This window comes from Iamia sp. SCSIO 61187, from assembly GCF_019443745.1.
GTDB lineage: Bacteria > Actinomycetota > Acidimicrobiia > Acidimicrobiales > Iamiaceae > Iamia.
The window spans coordinates 4,783,516-4,805,945 of record NZ_CP050948.1 but is presented as its reverse complement, the minus strand read 5'-3'; the positions used below and the strand labels follow the sequence as shown (position 1 = coordinate 4,805,945).

At 74.3% G+C, this 22,430-nt stretch carries 15 protein-coding genes, 2 tRNA genes and 1 other RNA gene; 7 read left to right on the top strand and 11 right to left on the bottom strand.

The features are described 5' to 3' along the window. The first annotated feature begins 194 nt into the window (after positions 1-194). Entirely contained in the window at positions 195-1,358 is a 1,164-nt protein-coding gene (locus HC251_RS23140; RefSeq protein WP_219942980.1) for a PQQ-binding-like beta-propeller repeat protein, read from the top strand. Between the two features lie 27 nt (positions 1,359-1,385). Here HC251_RS23140 and HC251_RS23135 read toward each other — a convergent pair whose 3' ends face one another. The 8 genes from HC251_RS23135 to HC251_RS23100 form a co-directional block, all read right to left on the bottom strand. Further along, complete coding sequence (locus tag HC251_RS23135) at positions 1,386-3,338, bottom strand: ABC transporter ATP-binding protein (protein ID WP_255566535.1); 1,953 nt, start codon at positions 3,336-3,338, stop codon at positions 1,386-1,388. Positions 3,339-3,414: 76 nt separating this feature from the next. Further along, positions 3,415-3,501: transfer RNA gene (locus HC251_RS23130), tRNA-Ser, on the bottom strand. Positions 3,502-3,559: 58 nt separating this feature from the next. Beyond that, on the bottom strand, positions 3,560-4,006 hold the full coding sequence (locus HC251_RS23125; RefSeq protein WP_255566534.1) for a nucleoside deaminase: 447 nt from the start codon (positions 4,004-4,006) through the stop codon (positions 3,560-3,562). A gap of 209 nt (positions 4,007-4,215) precedes the next feature. Then, entirely contained in the window at positions 4,216-6,747 is a 2,532-nt protein-coding gene (locus HC251_RS23120) for an ABC transporter permease (protein ID WP_219942979.1), read from the bottom strand. Between the two features lie 35 nt (positions 6,748-6,782). Further along, complete coding sequence (locus HC251_RS23115) at positions 6,783-7,598, bottom strand: ABC transporter ATP-binding protein (RefSeq protein ID WP_219942978.1); 816 nt, start codon at positions 7,596-7,598, stop codon at positions 6,783-6,785. Positions 7,599-7,870: 272 nt separating this feature from the next. Then, positions 7,871-8,782 carry a hypothetical protein gene (locus tag HC251_RS23110; protein WP_219942977.1) on the bottom strand — a complete coding sequence of 304 codons (912 nt, stop codon included), beginning with the start codon at positions 8,780-8,782 and terminating at the stop codon, positions 7,871-7,873. Further along, positions 8,779-9,429: a response regulator transcription factor gene (locus HC251_RS23105; RefSeq protein ID WP_219942976.1), complete on the bottom strand. Its 651-nt coding sequence runs from the start codon at positions 9,427-9,429 to the stop codon at positions 8,779-8,781. Before HC251_RS23105 ends, HC251_RS23110 begins: the two co-directional genes overlap by 4 nt. Further along, positions 9,429-10,898, bottom strand: a complete 1,470-nt coding sequence (locus HC251_RS23100; RefSeq protein ID WP_219942975.1) for a sensor histidine kinase — start codon at positions 10,896-10,898, stop codon at positions 9,429-9,431. The genes HC251_RS23105 and HC251_RS23100 overlap by 1 nt, the downstream gene beginning before the upstream one ends. A gap of 118 nt (positions 10,899-11,016) precedes the next feature. On the opposite strand from HC251_RS23100, the gene HC251_RS23095 reads away from it, so the two are divergent. After that, complete coding sequence (locus HC251_RS23095) at positions 11,017-11,571, top strand: hypothetical protein (protein ID WP_219942974.1); 555 nt, start codon at positions 11,017-11,019, stop codon at positions 11,569-11,571. Positions 11,572-11,634: 63 nt separating this feature from the next. Here HC251_RS23095 and HC251_RS23090 read toward each other — a convergent pair whose 3' ends face one another. Together HC251_RS23090 and HC251_RS23085 are read right to left on the bottom strand one after the other, a co-directional pair. Next, positions 11,635-15,612, bottom strand: a complete 3,978-nt coding sequence (locus HC251_RS23090) for a S8 family serine peptidase (protein WP_219942973.1) — start codon at positions 15,610-15,612, stop codon at positions 11,635-11,637. 224 nt (positions 15,613-15,836) lie between these two features. Continuing rightward, positions 15,837-15,924 (bottom strand) — tRNA-Ser (locus tag HC251_RS23085). Positions 15,925-16,123: 199 nt separating this feature from the next. Between HC251_RS23085 and HC251_RS23080 the strand changes: the two genes are divergently transcribed. The 5 genes from HC251_RS23080 (at position 16,124) to recR (ending at position 20,791) form a co-directional block, all read left to right on the top strand. After that, entirely contained in the window at positions 16,124-17,356 is a 1,233-nt protein-coding gene (locus HC251_RS23080) for an IS256 family transposase (protein WP_219942972.1), read from the top strand. 161 nt (positions 17,357-17,517) lie between these two features. Further along, positions 17,518-17,616, top strand: an RNA gene (gene ffs, locus HC251_RS23075) — signal recognition particle sRNA small type. A gap of 88 nt (positions 17,617-17,704) precedes the next feature. Then, positions 17,705-19,666: a DNA polymerase III subunit gamma/tau gene (gene dnaX / locus HC251_RS23070; protein WP_219942971.1), complete on the top strand. Its 1,962-nt coding sequence runs from the start codon at positions 17,705-17,707 to the stop codon at positions 19,664-19,666. Between the two features lie 28 nt (positions 19,667-19,694). Continuing rightward, the gene (locus HC251_RS23065; protein ID WP_219942970.1) at positions 19,695-20,174 is read left to right on the top strand and encodes a YbaB/EbfC family nucleoid-associated protein; all 480 of its coding nucleotides are present in this window, start codon (positions 19,695-19,697) and stop codon (positions 20,172-20,174) included. A gap of 17 nt (positions 20,175-20,191) precedes the next feature. After that, positions 20,192-20,791: a recombination mediator RecR gene (recR, locus tag HC251_RS23060; protein ID WP_219942969.1), complete on the top strand. Its 600-nt coding sequence runs from the start codon at positions 20,192-20,194 to the stop codon at positions 20,789-20,791. Between the two features lie 278 nt (positions 20,792-21,069). Here recR and HC251_RS23055 read toward each other — a convergent pair whose 3' ends face one another. Continuing rightward, complete coding sequence (locus tag HC251_RS23055; RefSeq protein WP_219942968.1) at positions 21,070-22,251, bottom strand: acetyl-CoA C-acetyltransferase; 1,182 nt, start codon at positions 22,249-22,251, stop codon at positions 21,070-21,072. Between the last annotated feature and the right edge of the window lie 179 nt (positions 22,252-22,430).

Genomic DNA, 22,430 nt, shown 5'->3' with positions numbered 1-22,430 from the left:
CCGTCCCCGTCGATCGACCGGCGGCGGCGCCCGGGGGACCGGGTGGGGCGCAGGGTCCGGGCCGGCGGGGGCGGCGGCGGGCGCTGGTGGCGGGCGGTGCGGCCGTGGCGGTGGTGGCGATCGCCGTCGTCGTGGTGACCGGGAGGAACGACGAACGGGGCCCCGATCGACGATCCCCGCCGGCCGGGGATCCCGTGACGGCCACGACCCTGGCGCCGTGGGAGCCGGCATGGGCGACCGAGGTGGTGTGCCCCCGGCTCGAGGTCACCCCCGAGCGGCGTACCACGGCGTGCCCCGTGGCCGCCGACGAGGAGCGCGTCTTCGTCGTCGAGGAGCGCGACGACGCCCCCGGGGGCGGCCCGGTGTCGACGGTCGTGGCCCTCGGTGCCCGCGACGGCCGCGAGGAGTGGGCGGTGGCCCTGCCCGGCGGCGCCCGGACGGTGCTGCGCTACCCCTCGTTGCTGGTCGTGCGGGGCCCGCGAGACACCCACGGCGTCGATCCCGAGACGGGCACGGTGCGGTGGACGCACCCCGGCTTCCCCGTCGCCCCGCTCGGCCGCGACCACGTCCTGCTCGACCACCTCGTCCCGGAGGGAGCGTCGGAGCGCTCGACGATGACGGTCGTCGACGCCGAGACGGGCGGGGCCACCTTCAGCCGGTCGGGACCGGCCGAGGGCCTCTACGTCAACCCTTGCGGGGAGGCGGGGCTCGTCGTGGTCAGCGAGGGCGGGAGGCTGACCGCCCACGCCGTGCTCGACGGGGCCGAGCGGTGGTCGGTCGAGAGCGCAGTCCACCACCACCGCTTCGACCCGATCGTGTGCGGCGACCGGCTGGCCGTGGCGGTCGAGGGCGGCGAGCTCGTCGCCCGGGACGTGTCCTCGGGGGCGGTGGCCGGACGGGTGCCGGCCCTGCCGGTGGCCGACGACGGGATCGCACGGCGGCTCGAGGTGGTGGACGGCACCGTGGTCCTTGCCGCAGCCGACCGCATCGAGGGCTACGCCGCGGCTCCGACCCTCTCGATCCTGTGGTCGCTCGACGCCGCCGGCGGTGGGCGCGACCTGGTCGTCGCGCCCGTCGCCGGCGGCGTGGCCGTGGCGACCCCCGGTGACCGGGCCGCCTGGTTCGGGCCTGACGGCACCCCCGGGCCACAGCTGCCGTTCCCCGGGCCGGTCGAGGTGGTGATCGAGGGCGACCGGCTCGTCGCCTGGGGGGCGGAGGAGGTCCTCGTCGCCTCGGCGGCCGAGCTCACCCGGGCCCGCCGGCTGCCGCTCCCCGACGTCCGCCGGGCGGCGGCGACGCCGACCCACGTCGTGGTGACCACCCGGGACGAGGTCCGGCTCTACCCCTTCGACCCGTGACACGGATGGTGCCTGGCACCATCCGTGCTAGCCGTCGGCTCGCTGGGGCTCGGGGAGGGCGGCGTCGTCGGGGAGGAAGGTGGCCGGCGAGGTCGGGGCGTCACCGCGCAGCAGGGCGCGGTAGAGGTCGGCGTAGAGGCCGTCGGCGGCGAGCAGCGACGGGTGGCGGCCCTGCTCGACGATGCGGCCGTCGTCGAGGACCAGGATGAGGTCGGCGTCGACGACCGTCGAGAGGCGATGGGCGATCACCAGGGCGGTGCGGCCCTGGAGGGCGGTGGCCAGGGCGGCGTGCACGGCCGTCTCGTTCTCGGTGTCGAGGTGGCTGGTCGCCTCGTCGAGGATGACGATGCGCGGGTCCTTGAGGAGCATCCGGGCGATGGCGATGCGCTGCTTCTCGCCGCCCGACATGCGGTAGCCCCGCTCGCCCACGACGGTGGCGTAGCCGTCGGGCAGGGCGGCGATGGTGTCGTGGATGCGGGCCGCCCGGCACGCCGCCTCGAGCTCGGCGTCGGTGGCGTCGGGGCGGGCGTAGCGCAGGTTCTCGGCGATGGACGTGTGGAACAGGTGCGGGTCCTGGCTGACCACGCCGACGGCGTCGCGCAGGCTGTCCTGGGTGAGGTCCCGCACGTCGGTGCCGTCGATGCGGACGGCACCGTCGGTGACGTCGTAGAGGCGGGGCACGAGGGTGGCGAGCGTGCTCTTGCCGGCGCCCGATGGCCCGACCAGGGCCACGGTCTGGCCCGGCTCCACGGTGAGGTGGATGTCGTGGAGGATCTCGCGGGACTCGAGCTCGCCGAGCGGGATGCCGGCCTCGGCCTCGAGCGACGCGATCGACACGTCGGCCGCCGCCGGGTACCGGAACGACACGTGGTCCAGCTCGATCCGGCCCTCGGGTTCGACCAGGTCGACGGCCCCGGGGCGGTCGGCCACGGCGCGGGGGGCGTCGAGGACCTCGAAGACCCGGTCGAAGGACACGAACGCGGTCATCAGGTCGACGCGGGCGTTGGTGAGCTGGGTGAGGGGGGCGTAGATCTGGACCACGAAGGTGCCCAGGGCGACGAGGGTGCCCAGGGTGATGGTGCCGGAGATCACCATCCGCCCGCCGGCCAGGTAGATGACCGCCGTCCCGACCGCCCCCACGAGGGTCAGGGCGACCATGAAGGTGCGGCTGTACATGGCCGAGCGGATCCCGATGTCGCGCACCCGCCCGGCCCGGTCGGCGAACCCGGCCGACTCGTCGTCGGCCCGCCCGAAGAGCTTCACGAGCATGGCGCCGGCCACGTTGAACCGCTCGGTCATCGTCGCGTTCATGGACGCGTTGAGGTCGAACGACTCGCGGGTGATCGACTGGAGCCTCCGCCCGACCCGCTTGGCCGGCAGCAGGAACAGGGGCAGCAGCACGAGCGAGAGCAGCGTGAGGCGCCACTCGAGGATGGCCATGGCGGTCAGGGTCGTGCCCAGCACGATGACGTTGGACACGACCGAGCCCAGCGTCTGCGTCACTGCCCGCTGGGCACCGATCACGTCGTTGTTGAGCCGGGAGATGAGGGCGCCCGTCTGGGTCCGGGTGAAGAAGGCGATCGGCATGCGCTGCACGTGGTCGAACAGGGCGGCCCGCAGGTCGTAGATCAGGCCCTCGCCGATGCTCGACGACAGCCACCGCTCGACCAGCGAGAGGGCGGCCCCGGCGACGGCGGCGGCCGCCATCCCGCCCGCGGCCCACGTCAAGATGCCGGCGTCGGTCGGTCCCCCGGGGGTCTGGGGGAGGGCGTCGTCGATGATCTTCTTGACGAGGAGCGGGGTCACCAGGCCGAGCAGGGCGGCCATCACGATGACGCCCAGGAAGGCGAAGGTGCGGGGCCGGTACGGCCGGGCGAAGGCCCAGACGCGCCGGATCAGACCTCGGTCGAGGTGGACGCCGCTCAGCGCCGACGGGTCGGAGCGGGACATCCCCCAGAGGATGTGGGGTCCCTGGCGCATGGTCCGGTCAGGCTACGGGCGGCGGCCCGAGACGAGACGAGGACCGGGGCCTGGTGACCCCGGTCCTCGCTCCGAGCGGAGGGTGTGGGATTTGAACCCACGGTGGCTGTGACACCACAACGGTTTTCGAGACCGTCCCATTCGTCCGCTCTGGCAACCCTCCGCCTGCGAATGTAACGCGACCCCTCCACGGACCGGGAACCCGTTGGCGGTCAGCGGCGTCAGCGGCGGGTGGCGAAGAAGGCGGTCAGCTCGGCGGCGCACTCGGGGGCGCGGACGCCGGCGGTGACGGCCGAGGTGTGGTTGAGGCGGACGTCGACGGCGACGTTGTAGAGCGACCCGGTCGCCCCGGCGCGGGGGTCGTCGGCGCCGAAGACGATCCGGCCGACCTGGGCGGCCCACGCCGCCCCGGCGCACATGGGGCAGGGCTCGAGGGTGACCACCAAGGTGGCCTGGCGCAGCCGCCGGTCGCCGACCGCGGCGGCTGCATCCCGCAGGGCCAGGACCTCGGCGTGGGCGGTCGGGTCCCCGCTGCGCTCCCGCTCGTTCCCCCGTCGGGCGACGACCGCTCCGTCGACCACGACGACGGCCCCGACCGGCACCTCGCCCGCCGCCCCCGCGGCCCGGGCCTCGTCGAGGGCCAGGCCCATCAGCGCGTCGTCGTCCACCCGAGGACCGTACGCGACGAACCGGTGGTCGGATCCCCGTCAGGAGATCCGACCACCGGCCCCGGGATGTGCTCTGCCCCGGCCGCACACCCGAGGAGGACGCGACCGGGGCAGAGGGTGTCCCCGCCCCGCCGGGGATGGGGAGGCACCGGCGGGGAGGGGCGAACGCGGGCGGGCCTGCGGGTGGCGCAGGCCCGCCGGAGGACCGGCTATGCGCTGGCGATGGCGGTGAGCACGTCGGTCTTGGCCGCCCGGGCCGCGGGCCGGGCCGAGGCCAGCACGCCGGCGGCGGCGCCGATGAGCACGACCACCAGCAGGGTCCCGACCGGGACGGCCACGGTGTCGAAGTCCTCGCCGGCGGCCCGGATGACCATGGCCCCGCCGCCGACGCCGACGGCCAGGCCGAAGAGCGTCCCCAGCGAGGACACCATCACGGCCTCCCAGCGGACCATCGACCGCACCTGGCGGCGGGTCTGGCCCACGGCCCGGAGCAGGCCCAGCTCGTGCTTCCGCTCGAGCGTCGAGAGGGAGATGGTGTTGGCGATCCCCATCAGGGCGATGCCGATCGACAGGGCGAGCAGCACGTAGATGAGCATCAGCATCTGGTCGACGCTGCGGCCCTGGGTCTCGGCGAACTCGTCCCGGGTCTCGATGGTCGAGCCGGGCCAGTCGGTCGCCGCCGCCTGGGCGGCCTCGTCGAGCTGCTCGGCGGTGACGCCCTCGGCGGCCTTGAGGATCATCACGTTGGGGCCGACCTGCGGGGCGTGGGGGGCGACGGTCTCCACGTCGACGAAGTAGGGCCCGGCCAGGGTGGTCGTGCCGTAGACGAGGCCGACCGTGAGGTCCTCCTCGACGCCGTCGATGTAGGTGACCGGGACGGAGTCGCCCAGGGCCAGGCCGTTGTCCTCGGCGTAGTCCTCGGACACGGCGACCTGCCCGGCGCCGAAGCTCGCCGTGTCGCCCTCGCTGACGTCGAGGTCGATGACCTCGTCGATGCTGGCGGCGTTGGTGAAGTTGAGGAACGTGTCCTCGCCGGCGACGGTGCCGGGCATGCCGCCCACCCCGGCGGCGGCCCCCGTCTCGGGGAGGTCCCGGAGCCGCTCCTGGAGGCTGGGGGCCAGACCGACGAAGCCGTCGACGTCGGGACCCTGGACGACCACGTCGCCGGCGATCTGGCGATCGATGATCTCGTCCAGCGACGCCCGGACCGAGGCGCCCACGACCGTGAACAGGGCGACCACGGCGACACCGATCACCAGAGCGGTGGCGGTGCTGCCGGTGCGGCGGGGGTTGCGGATGGCGTTGCGCCGGGCCATGAGGCCCGACACGCCCTTGAACCGGGACACGGGGGCGCCCATCACCCGGACGAGGGGGCCGGCGACGCTCGGGGCCAGGACGATGGCGGCGAGCAGCAGCAGGGCAGCCCCCGACCCGGCCATGGTGGCCCCACCGCTCCCGAAGGCGGCGGTGAGCCCCAGCCCCACGCCGAGCGCCAGGACCGCGGTCCCGATGATCGGGCGGAGGCGGCCGACCTGGCCGCCGTCGACGGCGGCGTCGCGGAGGGCGGCGACGGGGGCGATCTTCGACGCCCGGCGGGCCGGAAGCAGGGCGGCCACGACGGTCACGCCCACGCCGACCCCGAGGGCCACGGCGACGGTGCTGGCGCTGATCACCAGGGCCGACGAGCTGAGGCCGGTGAAGCTGGACAGCACGGCGCCCAGGCCGGCCGCCAGCCCGATGCCGAGGGCCAGGCCGATGAGCCCACCGACGAGGCCGACGATCCCGGCCTCGAGCAGGGTCGAGGTGATGATCTGGCGGCGGGAGGCGCCGATGGCCCGCATGAGGGCGGCGTCCCGGGTCCGCTGGGCGACCACGATGGCGAAGGTGTTGTAGATGCTGAACGTCCCGACCAGCAGGGCGATGAGGGCGAAGGCGAGCAGCGCCGGCCGCATCACGCTGATGAAGTCGCGGCCGATCGCCTGGGACTCCTCGGTCAGCTCCTCGCCGGTGATGGCCTCGACCCCGTCGGGCAGGGCCTCGGCGATGGCGGCGGTGACGGCCTCCTGGCTCACGCCGTCGTCGGCGGCGACGAGGAAGCTGTCGACCTTGCCGGGCGTCCCGCCCAGGTGGGCGATGGCGCCCTCCTCGTCGAACAGGGCGGTCGTCAGCGGGCCGGGGGAGTCGGCCGTGCCGTACTTGGCGATGCCGACGACGGTGACCTCCAGGGGCTCCGGGGTGAAGACGCGGGTCGTGTCGCCGACCTCCAGGTCGCCCTGGCGGGCCGAGGCCCGATCGATCACCACCTCCTCGGGCTGCTCGGGGGCGCGACCGTCGGTGAGGCGCCACGGGTTGAGGTCGTCGACGGTGATCCACTGGGAGCCGACCTGCGGTGGTCCGCCGCCGCCGATGATCTCGCCGTCGGCGCCGACGATCTGGGCCGTGCCGGTCCGGACGGGCTGGACGGCGGCCACGCCGTCGACGTCCTCGACGGTGGCGGCGATCGACTCGTCGATCTCGCCCCGGGCGACGTCGCCGAACCCCAGGTCGATCGAGGTGTCGGCTCGGACGGCGGCCGCGGTGCCGGCGGTGCCGGTCGTGAACATGTCGTCGAACGAGCGCTGGAAGGTGGCGACCATGACCAGGACGCCGGACAGGAACGCCACGCCCAGGGCGACGGCGATGATGGTGGAGGTGAAGCGGCGGGCGTGGGCCCGGAGCGTGCGGAGGGAGATGCGCAACATGGGTGGTTCCTCGGGTGCTTTCTTCGTCTTCTTCTTCAGTCCCCGAAGCGCTTCATGCGGTCGAGCACGGTGGCGGCGGTCGGGTCGGCCATCTCGTCGACGAGGCGGCCGTCGGCGAGGAACAGGACGCGGTCGGCGTAGGCCGCCGCGGTGGGGTCGTGGGTGACCATGACGACGGTCTGGCCCATGGTGTCGACGGCCCGGCGCAGGAAGCCGAGCACCTCGGCGCCCGAGCGGGAGTCCAGGTTGCCGGTGGGCTCGTCGGCGAAGGTGACCTCGGGCCGGCTCAGCAGCGCCCGGGCCACGGCCACGCGCTGCTGCTGGCCGCCGGAGAGCTCCGAGGGCTTGTGGCTCAGGCGGTCGGCCAGGCCGACGGTCTGGACGATCTCGGCCATCCACGCCGGGTCGACCTTGCGGCCGGCCAGCGTCGCCGGGAGGGTCATGTTCTCCTCGGCGGTGAGCGTGGGCACCAGGTTGAAGGACTGGAACACGAAGCCGATGCGGTCCCGGCGGAGCTTGGTGAGCTGGCGGTCGTTGAGGCCCGACAGGTCGACGCCGGAGATCTCGATCGACCCGGCGGTGACGGTGTCGAGGCCGGCGAGGCAGTGCATCAGGGTCGACTTGCCCGAGCCCGACGGACCCATGACGGCGACGAACGAGCCGCGGGCGACGCCGACGGTCACGTCGTCGAGGGCGGTCACGGCGGCGGGGCCGGTGCCGTAGACCTTGCGGACGGCGAAGGCCCGGACGGCGGCTCCGCCGGTGGCCTGCCCGGGCTGGGCGGCGGGCTGAGGGGGGGCGATGGTGGGCACGGTGTCCTCCTGGACGGGTCTCTCGGGGTGTGCACCCATCGTCTGTGACCTGGCCCGACGCCGGAATGGGCCGGGCCACCGGACCGGGGGTGGAGCCCGCCCACGACCGGGGGTGGGGCTAGCCCCCCGAAGGGGTGAGCCGAGCTGCGCCGTTCTGAGCCACGTAGGGGACATCGGTGGCCGGTTCCTGGCTCAGAACGGCGGATGCCCCGCCCGGGCGCGGTTCTGAGCCAGGAGAGCGCCAGGGGTGGCCCGCTCCTGGCTCAGAACGGACCGGACTCCGCGGTGAGCGACGTGGTGCCGGCCAGGGGTCAGGAGGTGTAGCGGACGTCGGTGCTGCCGGCACCGGCCGCGGCGCGGATGACCCGGTCGCTGGTCGGGTCCGTGCGCACCGCGATGTCGGTGCTGCCGGCCCCGGACTCGGCGTCGATCCGGTAGGCCTCGTCGCCGGGGGGCACCTCGACCACGACGGAACCGGCCCCGCTCGTCGCCTCCACGTCCTCGGGGGGGACGGCGAAGGACAGGTCCACGCTGCCGGCCCCGGCGGTGGCGTCGACGCGGGTGCTGCGCAGGTCGCGGCCGGTGATCGACCCGCCGCCCACGCTCATCTGGAGGTCGCCGCTCACCCGCTCGAGGTCGACCGCGCCGGCTCCGCTGTCGAGCTCGATGTCGCCCTCGACGTCCGAGACCGACGCGCCGAGGGCCGAGATCGTGAAGGACACGTCGGACGGCACGACCAGGTCGACCCGGTTGGTGCAGATGATGGAGATGCCGCCGATGCACTCGACCCGCACGGTCAGGAGCCCGTCGACGAGGGTCTCGACCACGCGCGGCTCGCGGACGCCGAAGCTCGACCGGCGGTCGATCTCGACCCGGTCGGCCGGGCCGGTGCGGATCGTGACCTTGCCGGTGACGTGGACCTCGGCCCGGAGGACCTCGCCGGTGAGGGTCGTCGAGTCCCTCTCGGTGGTGCGCACCATCACGTTGGCGGCGGCGAAGGTGCCGAGGCCGAGCAGCAGGACCACGACCAGGCCCCCGAGGGCCAGGGCCGGGATCCGGACGAAGGGGAGACGGCCCCACGTCGCCGGGTTGGTCGGCCGGGCGGTGGGCGGGCGCGCCGCGCCGCTGCGCCCCGTCGCCGCCGCCGCCGGTGGGATCGTTGGGACGACCGGGGGGACGACCGGCGGGGTGGTGGGCCGGTCGCCCGGAGCGTCGGGGCTCACGGCGCCGCCTCCAGGTAGCGGAGGACGGCGAGGACGCGGCGGTGGTCGGTGTCGGCGATGGGCAGGTCGAGCTTCATGAAGATGTTCGACACGTGCTTCTCGACGGCGCCGTCGGAGACGACGAGGGCCTCGGCGATGGCCCGGTTGCTGCGCCCCTCGGCCATGAGCCGGAGGACCTCGGTCTCGCGGGGTGTGAGGGCCTCGAGCGGGCTGCGGTGGCGGCTCGTGGCGAGCAGCTGCGAGACCACGTCGGGGTCGAGGGCGGTCCCGCCGGCGCCGACGCGGCGCACGGCGTCGACGAAGTCGCGGACGTCGGCCACCCGGTCCTTGAGCAGGTAGCCCACGCCCGTGGTCGACCCGGCCAGCAGCTCGGTGGCGTAGCGCTCCTCGACCCACTGCGACAGCACCAGCACGGCGATGTCGGGCCACAGCTCGCGGGTGCGGATGGCGGCGCGGAGGCCCTCGTCGGTGTGGGTGGGCGGCATGCGGACGTCCATCACCACGATGTCGGGCCGCTCGGCCTCGATGACGGCCATGGCCTCCTCGGCGTCGCCGGCGGTGCCGACGACCTCCTCGCCGGCGTCGACCAGCAGGCGGATGAGCCCCTCGCGGAGCAGGACCGAGTCCTCGGCGATCACGATGCGCATCAGGGGGCTCCCGGGGAGGGGTGGAGGTCGGTCGGGTCGTCGTCACGGTCGGGCCCGGGCGGGACGGTCCCGGCCGAGGGGGACGTGGGGTCGACGGTGAGCGGGGGTGGCGGGACGGCACCCGGTCCGGTGGTGCCGGTCGGGGTCTCGGTGGTGCCGGTCCGGCCCAGGGGGGCGGGGAGGGGCAGCTCGGCCCGGATGGTCGAGGGCCCGCCGGTGGGGCTGGTCACGCGGAACGTCCCGTCGACGGCCCGCACCCGGTCGGCCAGGCCCCGCAGGCCGGTGCCCCGGTCGGCGGAGGCGCCGCCGATGCCGTCGTCGCTGACCTCGACCACGAGCCGGCTCCCCTCGTCGGCCACCAGCACGCGGGCCCGGTGGGCGCCGCTGTGGCGGGCCACGTTGGTGAGCGACTCGGAGATGACGAAGTAGGCGATGCCCTCGATCGACGGCGGGGCCCGGCGCGCCACCCGCAGGTCGACCTCGACGGGCACCGGGGCCCGCGAGGCGAGCCCGGCCACGGCGGAGTGGAGGCCGCGGTCGGTGAGGACCGGGGGGTGCAGGCCACGGGCCAGGTCGCGCAGCTCGACGAGAGCGTTCTTGGCCTCGCGGTGGGCCTCGTCGACCAGGGCCCGCGCCGCGGCCGGGTCCGACTCCATCTTCTCCTTGGCCAGGCCCAGGCTCATGGCCAGGGCGACGAGCCGCTGCTGGGCGCCGTCGTGGAGGTCGCGCTCGATGCGGCGTCGCTCGGCCTCGGCCGCGTCGACCACCTCGGCCCGGCTGGCCACGACCGAGGCCACCCGCTGGCGCAGCACCTCGGCCTCGCCCCCGGCGAGGAGGCCCTCGGCCATGCCCAGCGACAGCCGGCTCAGACCCCGGGTGACCCACGGGGCGGTGAGGAGGATGACGGCGCCCAGGGCGGCGGCGAGCAGCGCCTCGCTCCCCGGGTTGACCCGCCACCAGCCCAGGCGGGCCTCCTCGGCGGGCACGCTCCCGAGGTACAGCGGCAGGGTGAGCAGGGCCAGGCCGACGCTCCACGCCCCCACGACGATGGTGGCGAAGACGACCGACTTGGGCAGGTGCACCAGGTGGTAGCCGAGCTCCTTCCACGTCGCCGCCGAGCGCAGCCAGCGCCAGACCCGCGACGCCAGGGGCCCGTCGTGGTGGCGGTGCGGGCTCGACAGCACGATCCCGGTGGTGGCCGCGATCCGGAACCGCTCGACGTGCCCGGTCAGCCACGAGGCCACCAGCAGCAGGGCGAAGAGGATGACCGAGAGGGGGACGATCGGGAGGGTGACCGCGGCCAGCACGGCCAGGGCGATGATCGTCGACGACGTCACCAGGGCGGCGAAGAGGTCCGTCACCACGTGCACCAGGGCCTGGAGGGTCCGGGGCGCCACCGGGGCGGAGGCCCCGAGGCCGAGGACGCGCAGCCACCCGGTGCGGGGGGGTGAGGTCGCGGCGGTGGCCATGACGGCCAACCTACGGATGCCGGCGGGCGCCGACCATCCCGTCCGCCGGTGGCCGGGAGGTGGGGCTGTCCCCCGTCACGGGTCGTCGCCCCGGGTCCCTCCCGGGCAAGATCGTCTCGTGGCCGACGTCCCCGAGGAGGATCCCCAGGACCCGTTCCGGCTGGGCGACGACCCGGGGTGGAGGCCGACCGGTCGGGAGGGCCGGCCCGACGGGCTGGTCGGGCTGCGGATGTCGTTCCTGGCCCTGTGCACCGCCTTCGGGGTGGTCGGGATCGTGGTGGGGCTGATGGCCGACTCGGTCGCCCAGCGCGACGGCCGGGTCTCGGGCCTGGCCGCGACCGTCGGCGTCGTGGTCGTCGGTGTCGTCGGCCTGGCCCTGGTCCGGCTCGCGCCCCTGCCCCTCGACTGCGCCGACGAGCTCGTCCTGGCCCGGTCGTGGCGCAACCGCTTCTTCGGTCGGGCCGCGGCGTCGACGCTGCCGGCGCTGGCCGGGTTCGCCGCCTTCGCCCTCGCCGGCATCCCCGCCCTGTACCCCTTGGGGCTGGCCTTCACCGCCGCCGGCCTCGCCGTCGCCGGGCCGTTCCACGCCACCCTGGTCCGCGACCAGGAGCGCCTGGCCCTCGACGCCTGCGCCATCGCCCTCGTCCCCGCCCTCCGCAAGCCGGTGGAGTGATCCTCGGCCACTCCTTCGCTGGCGCCCCGCCCCCGTGGGCGCCAGCGAACGAGTGACTGAGACCTACATGCTCCGGTACTGCTCGCTGCTCACGATGGTGATGGTGAGGAGGAGGTCGGTCCGGGTGCGGATGATCTCCTTCCACGCCTCCAGCTCGGCCGGGGTGGGGGGCCGTCCGAGGAAGTGGTCGGCCTGGGCCTCGACCCGGTTCGTCCGGTTCTCCGAGGACTGGAAGAAGTGCTGGGCCACCATCGAGCGGCTCAGCCCGTCCTCGATGCGACCCACCCAGTAGGCCCGGCCGGCGTCGTCGGGCACCCGTCCGAGCACGGCCAGGTAGGCCTGGTCGACGAAGGCCTCGACCTCCCGGTTGGCGGTGTCGAAGAACTCCGGCGAGCCGATCAGCTGGGCGACCAGGAGCTTCTCGGGGCGGCCGGCCCGGAGCTGGCCGACCCAGTAGTCCCGCTCGGCGTCGGCCGGCGTGCGGCCCACCAGCTGCTCGTAGCGCCCGACCACGACGCCCCGCAGCCACTCGTTCGACCGGGCCAGGATGGTGGCGAACTGGCGGACGCTGATCGTCCCGGACTGGAGCCGGCCGACCCAGTAGGCGCGGTCGGCCTCGCTCGGCGGGAAGCCGAGGACGTCCTGGTAGGCCCGATCGACGTACGCGGCGAGGTCGTCGAGGTCCTCGGGCGTGACCGTGACCGGCGTGTGCACCACGGTGGTCCCGGGGATCCCGGTGGCGGTCACGTCGGTGCGGACGTCGCCCGCCCCGCCGGTGACGCCCTCGACGTCGACGGTCCAGGTGAGCGAGTCGCCCTGGACGGCATCGGTGCTGACGATGTCGAGGTCCTCGGTCGGCGGCGTGTCGACGACCGACTCGCCGCCCTCGCCGGTCTCGTTCTCGGCGCCGATGACGAGCGGCTCGCTGAGGTCGGTGAGGTCGGGCCGGTCGTCGACCGGGTAGTTCAAGGTGATGTCCTGCTCGGGCTGGTGGCCGAGCCAGACCTGGAACGTCTTGAGCGTGTCGGAGCCGTAGGCGTCCACCTGCCACTCGACGACCGTCCAGGCGTCACCGGTGGCCGTGTCGGTCAGCAGGGCGACGGCGATGCCGGGGGCGTCGGTGCCGTCGAGGTCGCTCCAGAACGGGGCGATCACGTTGTTGGGTGGCAAGACGTCGGGGATCACCTGGGGCGGGCAGCACACGTTGTCGGAGCTGCCGGAGGAGCCGCCCACGACCAGGTACCCGTTGGAGTCGACGCCGATGGCGTCGTAGGGGATGCCGTTGTAGAGGAACGGGTCGATCGCGAAGTCGACGATCTCCTCGTCGCCGATCGGCTCGAACGGGATCGAGAAGGCCTCCAGCGGGAGGTACCCGTCGAACCCGAGCGGCTCGATGCTCGGCGTGCCCGGCGACCGGCCGGACAGCTCGGTGGCGGCGACCTCGACGCGTCGGGGTCCGGCGACGGAGACGCCCTCGCCGGCGGCGCCGGTGATCTTCAGGCGGTCGTTGACCGACGTGGTGCCCTCGACGGTGGTCGGGCCGAAGCTGTCGTTGGCCGCGGTGATGGTGCAGGTGGTGCCCACCCCCACGGCGACCTCGGCGGCGGCGCAGTCGCTGGTGACGGTGGCCCCGCCCTGCGACGGGGCGAAGGCCACCGGCAGGTGCAGGGTCTCGCGCCCCGACGCCGCCAGGCGGATCTCGCCGAACTCCTGGCCCTCGGTGTTGGTCGACTCGATGGTGATGGTCAGGGCCCGCGAGGCGCCGGCGGCGATGGTGAAGCGGCTGGGCGTGACCGTGATGGCGCTGCCCTCGCCGGCGGTGGTCGTCACCCCGTAGGTGGCGGTCGAGCCGCTGACGTTGGTGACGGTCCGGGTGGTTGTGACCGAGCCGGGCATCACCGGGGCGTTGACCGACGGGAGGTTGAGGTCGATCGACGTCGTCGGGTCGGCGGTGAGGGTGAGGAACCGCCGGGCCGTCTCGTCGAGGGTCAGGCCCGGCTGGCGGGCGGCGCCGAGGTCGATCCGGCCGGCGCCCATGTCGAACGGGTCGGCCGGGGTCGCCTCGTCCTCCTTGAGCAGGTCGGTGGTGGCCGTCGTCATGAGGGCCGAGCGGACCTGGCCCGGCGTCCAGTCCGGGTGCTCGGCCAGCATCAGCAGGCCGGAGCCGGCGACGTGGGGCGACGACATCGACGTCCCGGCGATGGCCTGGAACTGCTCACCGGGCGGGCCCTCGACGATCGACTCCGGCGTGGGCGTGTGCCCGGCGAGGATCTGCACGCCGGGGGCGGTGAGGTCGGGCTTGAGGAAGTCGCCGGCGGGGCCGCGCGACGAGAAGGCGGCCATCACGTCGGGGACGCCGTCGCGGGCGATGCCCGGGGTGAACGTGCCCAGCACCTCGTCGTCGGCGTGCTCGCCCATGAAGGCGACGAAGTCGGTGCCGTCGGCCAGGTGGACGACCGGCAGCCAGTGGTTGTCGGTCTCGACGTCGGCCCGGGTCGGGTTGTAGAGGATGACGCCGACGGCGCCGCCCAGGAAGGCGTTGTAGGCCGACGCCACCCGGCCCGCGGGGTTGCCCCGCTCGCAGCCGACGATGAGCCCGGCGAAGGTGTCCTCGGCCGGTGGCTCGGTGGCGCACTGGACGTCGGAGTAGCCGGGGACGTCCGCGGCCAGCTCCACCGGGGTCTCCTCGGTGACGCCGGCGCCGATCGACACGCCGGCGGCCTCGAAGGTCTCGCCGTCGGCCGTGAGGGTGAGGTCGGAGCCGAACTCGCGGAGCTGGGTCGACGCCGCGACCGAGGTGGTCCAGGGCGACAGGTGGTTGGCCGTGGAGGCGCCGGGGCCCTCGTTGCCGGCCGAGGCCGACACGTAGACGCCGGCGGCGTAAGCGTCGAGGAACGCCATCTCGGTCGGGTCGGTGAACGGCGTGGTGCCGCCCGAGATCGAGTAGTTGATCACGTCGACGCCGTCGAGGATCGCGGCCTCGACCGCCGCCGTGGTGTCGCTCCCGTAGCAGCCGAGGGCGCCGCAGACCTTGTAGCCCATGACCCAGGCGCCGGGGGCGACGCCGGACACGGGACCCCGGTCGACGCCGAAGACGGGCGCCTCGTCGACCACGCCGCCGGCGGCGGTGGTGGCGGTGTGGGTGCCGTGGCCGTTCGAGTCCCGGGCGGAGTCGGGGTAGACCTCGTCGAGGTCGGGGTTCACCGCGAGGTAGGTGTCGATGAAGGGACGCCCGCCGACCAGCTTGTTGTTGCAGGCGTAGACGTCCTCCTCCTCGGTGAGGGGGTTGTCGCCGTAGTCGCACACGAGGGCGCGGCCGTCGGGGCGGGTGGGGCGGGCCGGGAGGTCGGGGTTGGCCGCGAACGACGGGTGCTCGGGCCAGAGCCCGGAGTCCAGGGAGCCGAAGAGGACCCCCTCGCCGGCGGTGGCCTGGCCCCCGACGGCGTCCCAGACGGCGGGCGCGTCGATGAAGTCGGTGCTCGAGTCGGTGAGGGGCTGGTTGAGGGTGTCCTCCTGCACGGCGACCACGCCGGGCACGGCGAGGAGGTCGCGGGTCTGGTTGGCGGGGACGACGGCGGCCACGCCGCCGTAGACGACCCGGAACGGGCGCCCGATGCGGGCCGCGGGCACGGCGGCGGCGATGGCGGCGGTGATCACGCCTTCGCGGCGGGCGACCTCGCGGGCGTAGGCGCTCCGGGTGACGGTCTCCACCGTGAGGGGGCGGCCCGTGACGCCCGGGCTGGTGGCCGCCAGACCGGGGCGGTCGCCCTGGTAGGTGGCGATGGAGTCGTAGTCGAGCTTGATGACCACCGGGACGGGCGTGGCGTCGGTGCGGCCGATCAGGTCGGGGTCGCTCTCGGCGATGCGGCTGGTCGGCGTCTTGGCCCCTTCGTGGCGGCCGGCGACGTCGAGCGGCGTCACCGTGAAGCCCTCCGGGGACCGGGGCCCCTTCTGGGCGCCCGAGGGCGGCGAGGCGCCGACCAGGACCAGGGTCGCCGCGGTGACGGCCGCGACCGCGAGGTGGAGCGCTCGACTCCTCATGGGTGCCTCCCGAAGGGCGGTGGGGTGGGGGGATGAGGGGGCACAGGGCCGTGTCCGCCGGCGTGCCGGCGGGCACAGTAGACCCTGTCGTCAAGGTGTGCACCGGCTGGAGCGCCTCGACACGCAGCGTTCACCGACCGGACCAGCCACCGGTCATCCTGCGCCCCCGGACCCCCGATCACCGGACAGGTGGTCCGGTCCCCGGGGGCCCGCCGGGTGGCGCGTGGCGGAGGGTGTGGGATTCGAACCCACGGTGGGTTGCCCCACACACGCTTTCCAAGCGTGCCGATTCGGCCGCTCTCGCAACCCTCCTCGTCCCCGCACAGCGGGGCGGCGGCCCAGGATAGGCGGCGGCGAGGCGTCAGCCGAGTGGCGTGGGTAGGCGCCGGCGAGGCGTCAGCCGATCGTGTCCCCTGGGGTGGTGTAGGTCGGCGGGGTCCACCACTTGGGTGGGCCACCGGCGAGATCCTCGACGTGTCCTAGCCGGGATACGAACAAGGAGACACCGCCGGTGGCCCTCTCAGAGTCTGACCTGTCCGAGCTGCTCGACGCGTTGCGCGCCGGGGAGCTGACCGACACCATCCGCACGAGCCTGGAGTGGATCCTCCAGCAGTTGATCGAGGCCGAAGCGACCGCCGTGATAGGCGCCGCGCCCCATGAACGCACCGACGCCCGGACCGCGCAGCGCAACGGGCACCGCCCCCGGTTGTTGGCGACCCCGGCCGGTGACGTCGAGCTCAAGATCCCCAAGCTGCGGACTGGGTCGTTCTTCCCGTCGCTGCTCGAGCGGCGCCGCCGCATCGACCGGGCCCTGTTCGCAGTGGTCATGGAGGCCTGGGTCCACGGCGTCTCGACGCGCAAGGTCGACGACCTCGTCGCCGCCCTCGGTGTCAGCTCGGGGATCTCCAAGTCAGAGGTGTCGCGGATCTGCGCCGAGCTCGACCGGGACCTCGAGGCGTTCCGCACCCGCTCGCTGGGCCATGTCGAGTTCCCGTACGTGTTCGCCGATGCCACCTACGTCAAGGGTCGCATCAACGGCCGCGTCGTGTCCCGAGCCGTGGTGGTCGCCACCGGCGTGACCGCCAACGGCGACCGGGAGGTCCTTGGCGTCGAGGTCGGCGACAGTGAGTCCGGGGCCTTCTGGACCGCGTTCTTCAAGGGCCTCCGCGCCCGGGGCCTGGCCGGGGTGCAGCTGGTGATCTCCGATCACCACCTCGGCCTCAAGGCCGCGATCGAGTCGACCTTCGTGGGCTCGGCGTGGCAGCGCTGCCGGGTCCACTTCATGCGCAACGTCCTCGCTCGCGTGCCGAAGGCGTCGGTCGAGATGGTCGCCGCCGCCATCCGGACCGTGTTCGCCCAACCCGACGCCGCCCACGTCCGCGCCCAGCTCGACGAAGTCCAGGCCATGCTTGCCGCCCAGTTCCCCGACGTTGCGGCCCTCCTCGGCGACGCCGCCGAGGACCTGTTGGCCTTCACCGCCTTCCCCCAGGCGCACTGGCGCAAGATCTGGTCGACGAACCCGCTCGAGCGGCTCAACGGCGAGATCAAGCGTCGCACCAACGTCGTCGGGATCTTCCCCAACGACGCATCGGTCGCCCGGCTCATCACCGCCGTGGTCGTCGAGACCCACGACGAATGGGCCGTCGCCGAACGCCGCTACCTCTCAGAAGCCTCCATGGCCAAGCTCTACGCCACCGCCGACACGACCGATCCCGAGGAGCCGCCCCTGGCCATCACCGCCTGAGCCACACTGATAGCCAGCGTCGAGGACCAGACCGACGCCGACCTACACCACCTCGCGGGACGCCAACCGTCAGCCGAGTGGCGTGGGTAGACGGGGGGCCTTGCGGTGACGAAGGCCGGCGCGCCCGCTACCCTGACCACCTCGCCCGCCCCCGCAGGGGCGGCCGGGTCCTGTGCGACCAGGCGCCGTGAACCGAGTCAGGGCCGGAAGGCAGCAGCTCTCAGCGGACCGCCGGGTGCGCCGCAGATCACCTGGCCGCCACCTGCGGGGGCGGGCCCTTCTCGTCGGGCCCCGACCTCACCCGAGGGCGGGACCAGCGGTGGGCCCGCCTCGGTAGAGTCGCCGCCGATGGCCCACCAGTCGCTCTACCGCCGCTACCGCCCGCAGCGGTTCTCCGAGGTGCGCGGCCAGGACACCGTCGTCGGCGCCCTCCGCGCCGCTGTCGCCGAGGACCGCGTCGGCCACGCCTACCTCTTCAGCGGGCCCCGGGGCACGGGCAAGACCTCGACGGCCCGGATCCTGGCCAAGGCGCTCAACTGCGAGGACCTCCAGGGCGGGGAGCCGTGCGGCGTCTGCCCCTCGTGCGTGGCCATGCAGGCCGGGACCTCCTACGACCTCCAGGAGCTCGACGCCGCCAGCAACAACAAGGTCGAGGACGTCCGGGCCCTCATCGAGCGGGTCGCCCTGGGCAGCCCCGGCCGGACCAAGGTGTACATCCTCGACGAGGTCCACATGCTGTCGGCAGGTGCGTCCAACGCCCTGCTGAAGACGCTGGAGGAGCCCCCCGACCACGTCGTGTTCGTGCTGGCCACCACCGACCCGCAGAAGGTCCTGCCGACCATCCGCAGCCGGACCCAGCACTTCGAGTTCCACCTCCTGCCGGCCGACGAGCTGGCCGACCACGTGCGGTGGGTCATCGCCGACGCCGGCCTCGACGTCGACGACAGCGCGGTGGAGCACGTCCTGCGCGCCGGCGGCGGCTCCGCCCGCGACACGCTCTCCTACCTCGACCAGGCCGCCGCCGGCGGGGTCAACGTCGACGGAGACCACGCCGAGGCCCTGGCCGAGGCGGTCGTGGCCGTGGACACCGCCGCCGCCCTGTCGGCCGTCGCCACCGCCACCATCGCCGGGCGCGACCCGCGCATCTTGGGCGAGGCCCTGCTGGCCCACCTGCGCGACGTGTTCCTCCTCCGCATGGGCGGCCCGCTGGGCCACCTGTCCGACGCCGCCCGGGGGCGGGTCGAGGGCTGGGCCGGCCGGACCACCGACCGGAGCGTCACCCGCGCCCTCGAGGAGGTCGGCGAGGCGCTCCTCGCCATGCGCCAGGCCCCGGACCCCCGCATCCCGCTCGAGGTGGCGCTGGTCCGCATCACCCGCTCGGCCCCCGCGGCCGGCGCCGGCGGCGACGGCGGGAGCGAGGCGCTCGAGGAGCTGGCGGGGCGCGTCGCCCGGCTCGAGGCCGCCGTCCGCACGGGAGGCGGGCCCGACGGAACCCGCGGCGGGGCCGAGGCGTCCGCGGGCCCGTCGGCGAGCTCGGCCCCGTCGCCGGCCGCGGCAGCGTCCCCGCCCCCGGCCGCCCCGACCCCGGCGCCCGCTCCGGCGACGGCGGCGCCCGAGCCCGAGCCGGCCGCCCCCCTGAGCACCGCCAGCGCCCGGGAGGCGGCCCGGGCGGCGATCCCCCAGGCGGCCAAGCGCGGGGGCGGGTCCTCGTCGCCTCGCCCCGGGCGGGCGCCCGCCGAAGCGCCGCCCCCGCCGCCGCGCCCGGCCGCGAGCCGTCCGCCCGCGGCCCCGCCCGCCGCCGCCCCGCCGCCCGCCGCCGAGCCGGCCGCCGAGCCCGAGGCGCCGACGGAATCGCCGGGCGCGGCAACCCCCGATGCCGCTCCCGCCGTCGCCGCCGAGGCCGGGCCCGACCTGGCCACGCTGTGGGCCGACCGGGTCGTGCCCGACGAGCTCCGGGGCATGACCAAGGCGCTCTACAAGCTGGGCCAGGTCGTCGGCGTCGACGGCGACTCGGTCACCATCGGCCTGCCCAACCAGGCCCACCTCGCCCGCTGCCAGGAGAAGAAGGCCGAGGTCGAGGCGGCGGTGGCCAAGGCCGCCGGCCGCCCCGTCCGGCTGGTGCTCGTCGTCGGGGGCGACGACGACGACGGCGCCGGCTCCTCGGGCGGACCCGGCGGGTCGGCCCCGCCGGGACCGGCCGCCGACGAGTCCATCGACCCCGCCGAGCTGGTGGACGCCCCCGCGCAGCAGCTCACCGGCGTCGACCGGGTGACCGAGGCCTTCCCCGGCGCCCAGATCGTCGAACCCTGATCTCCCCCGACCCGAACGAGGACGCACCATGACCGACACCCCACCTCCCGGCGACGACGAGGACGACGACGCCGGCCCCACCGCCTCCGGCCCGACGCTCCCCGCCCAGGCGACCGGTCCGGTCGCCGTGCCCGACCTCGTCGACGACGAGGACGACGACGACGACGACCCCTTCGGGCTGGGCGACCTGCTCGGCGGGGGCGGCCTCGACCTCGGCGGGCTCATGGAGCAGGCCACCCAGATGCAGCAGCAGATGGCCGAGGCCCAGGCCGAGGCGGCCCGCACCGTCCTCGAGGGCGTCGCCGGGGGTGGCGCGGTGAAGGTGACCGTCACCGGCTCGGGTGAGTTCCGGTCCGTCACCATCGACCCCGGCGCCGTCGACCCCGACGACGTCACCCTGCTCGAGGACCTCGTCCTCGCCGCCCTCCACGACGCCACCGCCCGCATCCAGGCCCTCCAGGCCGACGCCATGGGCGGCCTCGGCGGCATCTTGGGCGGCTCCGAGTGAGCCAGGCGGGAGAGTAGGTGGCCGTCTACACGGGGCCGGTGCAGGACCTGGTGGACGAGCTGGGGAAGCTGCCGGGCATCGGCCCCAAGTCGGCCCAGCGCATCGCCTTCCACCTGCTGCAGCTGCCCCGGGACGATGCCCTGCGACTGGCCGGCGTCATCGTCGAGGCCAAGGACAAGGTGAGCTGGTGCGAGCGCTGCTTCAACGTGGCGTCGGCCCGACTGTGCGACATCTGCAACGACGACCGCCGGGACAGCACCGTCGTGTGCGTCGTCGAGGAGCCCCGCGACGTCGTCGCCGTCGAGAAGACCCACGAGTACAAGGGCCGGTACCACGTCCTGGGCGGAGCCCTGAACCCCCTCGAGGGCATCGGGGCCGACCAGCTGCGCATGAGGGAGCTCTTCGCCCGCATCGGGGCCGAGGAGATCACCGAGGTGATCCTGTGCACGAACCCCAACGTCGAGGGCGAGGCGACGGCCATGTACCTGGCCAAGATGCTCCAGGACCTGCCGCTGCGGGTCACGCGCATCGCCAGCGGGGTCCCCGTCGGCGGTGACCTCGAGTACGCCGACGAGCTGACCCTCGGCCGCGCCCTGGAGGGCCGCCGGGCGGTCTAGCCCTCACCCCCCCGAACTCGGCGGCAGATGTGGGATGTCCGTCCGACGTCTGCCACCGAGTTCGGTGGGACACGCGGCGCAGGGCCCCGGCAAACGAGGAACACTCGGGGCATCACCTCCCGGCGAGCCGGGTGCGGGCGGTCAAACCGACCCACCGTTGTGGAAGCGATGCCCCGAGCGAAGGGGTGTCGGAGGGCTGCTCCGACGTGAGGATCACGCTACCCGGTCACCTCGTCGATGACACGTCGGGAGCGTCCTGGTCGACGCCTGTCGCCCGTTCAGGGGACCCGGACGATGAGGGCGTCGCCCTGCCCGCCGCCACCGCACAGGGCGGCGGCGCCGAGGCCACCGCCGCGGCGGCCCAGCTCGAGCATCAAGGTGAGGGCGACCCGGGTGCCGGACATGCCGACGGGGTGGCCCAGGGCGATGGCGCCGCCGTTGACGTTGACGATGTCATCGCTGATGCCGAGGTCGTCCATCGACGCCAGGCCCACGGCGGCGAAGGCCTCGTTCAGCTCGAACAGGTCGATGTCGGAGATGGCGGTGCCGCTGCGCTCGGCGGCCTGCTTGATGGCCCGGGACGGCTGGGTGAGCAGCGAGGGGTCGGGCCCGGCCACCTGGCCGTAGCCGACGATCTCGCCCAGGACGGTGGCGCCCAGCTCCTCGGCCTTGGCCTTGGAGGTGACGATCACGGCGGCGGCGCCGTCGCTGATCTGGCTGGCGTTGCCGGCGGTGATGTTGCCGGCCTTGTCGAAGGCGGGGCGGAGCTTGCCCAGGCTCTCGACGGTGGTGTCGCCCCGGACGCCCTCGTCGGTGGTGACGACGATGGGATCGCCCTTGCGCTGGGGGACCTCGACCGGGACGATCTCGTCGTCGAAGAGGCCGTTCTTGGCCGCCTCGGCGGCGCGCTGGTGGCTGGCGGCGGCCATCTCGTCCTGCGGGGCCCGCTCGAGCTCGGCGCTGGCGGCGTACTTCTCGGTGCCGGCGCCCATGGCGCACTGGTCGAAGGCGCAGAACAGGGCGTCGTGCATCATCGAGTCGACGACCTTCTGGTCGCCGATCCGGTACCCGGCGCGGGCGCCCGGCAGCAGGAACGGGGCCTGGGTCATCGACTCCATCCCGCCGGCGACGACGACGTCGGCCTGGCCGGTCTGGATCAGCATGTCGGCCAGGTGGATGGCGTTGAGGCCGCTGAGGCACACCTTGTTGATCGTGGTAGCCGGGACGTCCATCGGGATGCCGGCGCCGGAGGCGGCCTGGCGGGCGGTGATCTGGCCCTGGCCGGCCTGGATGACGTGGCCCATGTAGACGTAGTCGACGGCGTCGGGGGCGACGCCGGCGCGCTCGAGGGCGGCCGTGATGGCCTTGCTGCCGAGCTCCATGGCGGTGAAGGAGGCGAAGGCCCCCGAGAGCTTTCCGATGGGGGTGCGAGCACCGCCGATGATGACGGATCCGGCCATGGTGATCTCCCGGGTGAGGTTGCGTGACGAGACGCTGTGAGCCTACGGGGACGTCGCCCGTGCGACCAATGCCACGCCGACGGCCGCGATCGACGGACGCCGGGCCGATCGTCCGGGCCCGGACGCGGACGAGCCCCGGTCCGGGGACCGGGGCTCGCCGACGCGGGGGAGGATGGGGG

Bases quoted from the DNA above. Each gene is read 5' to 3' on its own strand.
- HC251_RS23100 (WP_219942975.1), bottom strand. From the start codon at position 10,898: ATGGCCACCGCCGCGACCTCACCCCCCCGCACCGGGTGGCTGCGCGTC.
- HC251_RS23115 (WP_219942978.1), bottom strand. From the start codon at position 7,598: ATGGGTGCACACCCCGAGAGACCCGTCCAGGAGGACACCGTGCCCACC.
- HC251_RS23065 (WP_219942970.1), top strand. From the start codon at position 19,695: ATGACCGACACCCCACCTCCCGGCGACGACGAGGACGACGACGCCGGC.
- HC251_RS23105 (WP_219942976.1), bottom strand. From the start codon at position 9,429: ATGCGCATCGTGATCGCCGAGGACTCGGTCCTGCTCCGCGAGGGGCTC.
- dnaX (WP_219942971.1), top strand. From the start codon at position 17,705: ATGGCCCACCAGTCGCTCTACCGCCGCTACCGCCCGCAGCGGTTCTCC.
- HC251_RS23120 (WP_219942979.1), bottom strand. From the start codon at position 6,747: ATGTTGCGCATCTCCCTCCGCACGCTCCGGGCCCACGCCCGCCGCTTC.
- HC251_RS23090 (WP_219942973.1), bottom strand. From the start codon at position 15,612: ATGAGGAGTCGAGCGCTCCACCTCGCGGTCGCGGCCGTCACCGCGGCG.
- HC251_RS23135 (WP_255566535.1), bottom strand. From the start codon at position 3,338: ATGCGCCAGGGACCCCACATCCTCTGGGGGATGTCCCGCTCCGACCCG.
- HC251_RS23055 (WP_219942968.1), bottom strand. From the start codon at position 22,251: ATGGCCGGATCCGTCATCATCGGCGGTGCTCGCACCCCCATCGGAAAG.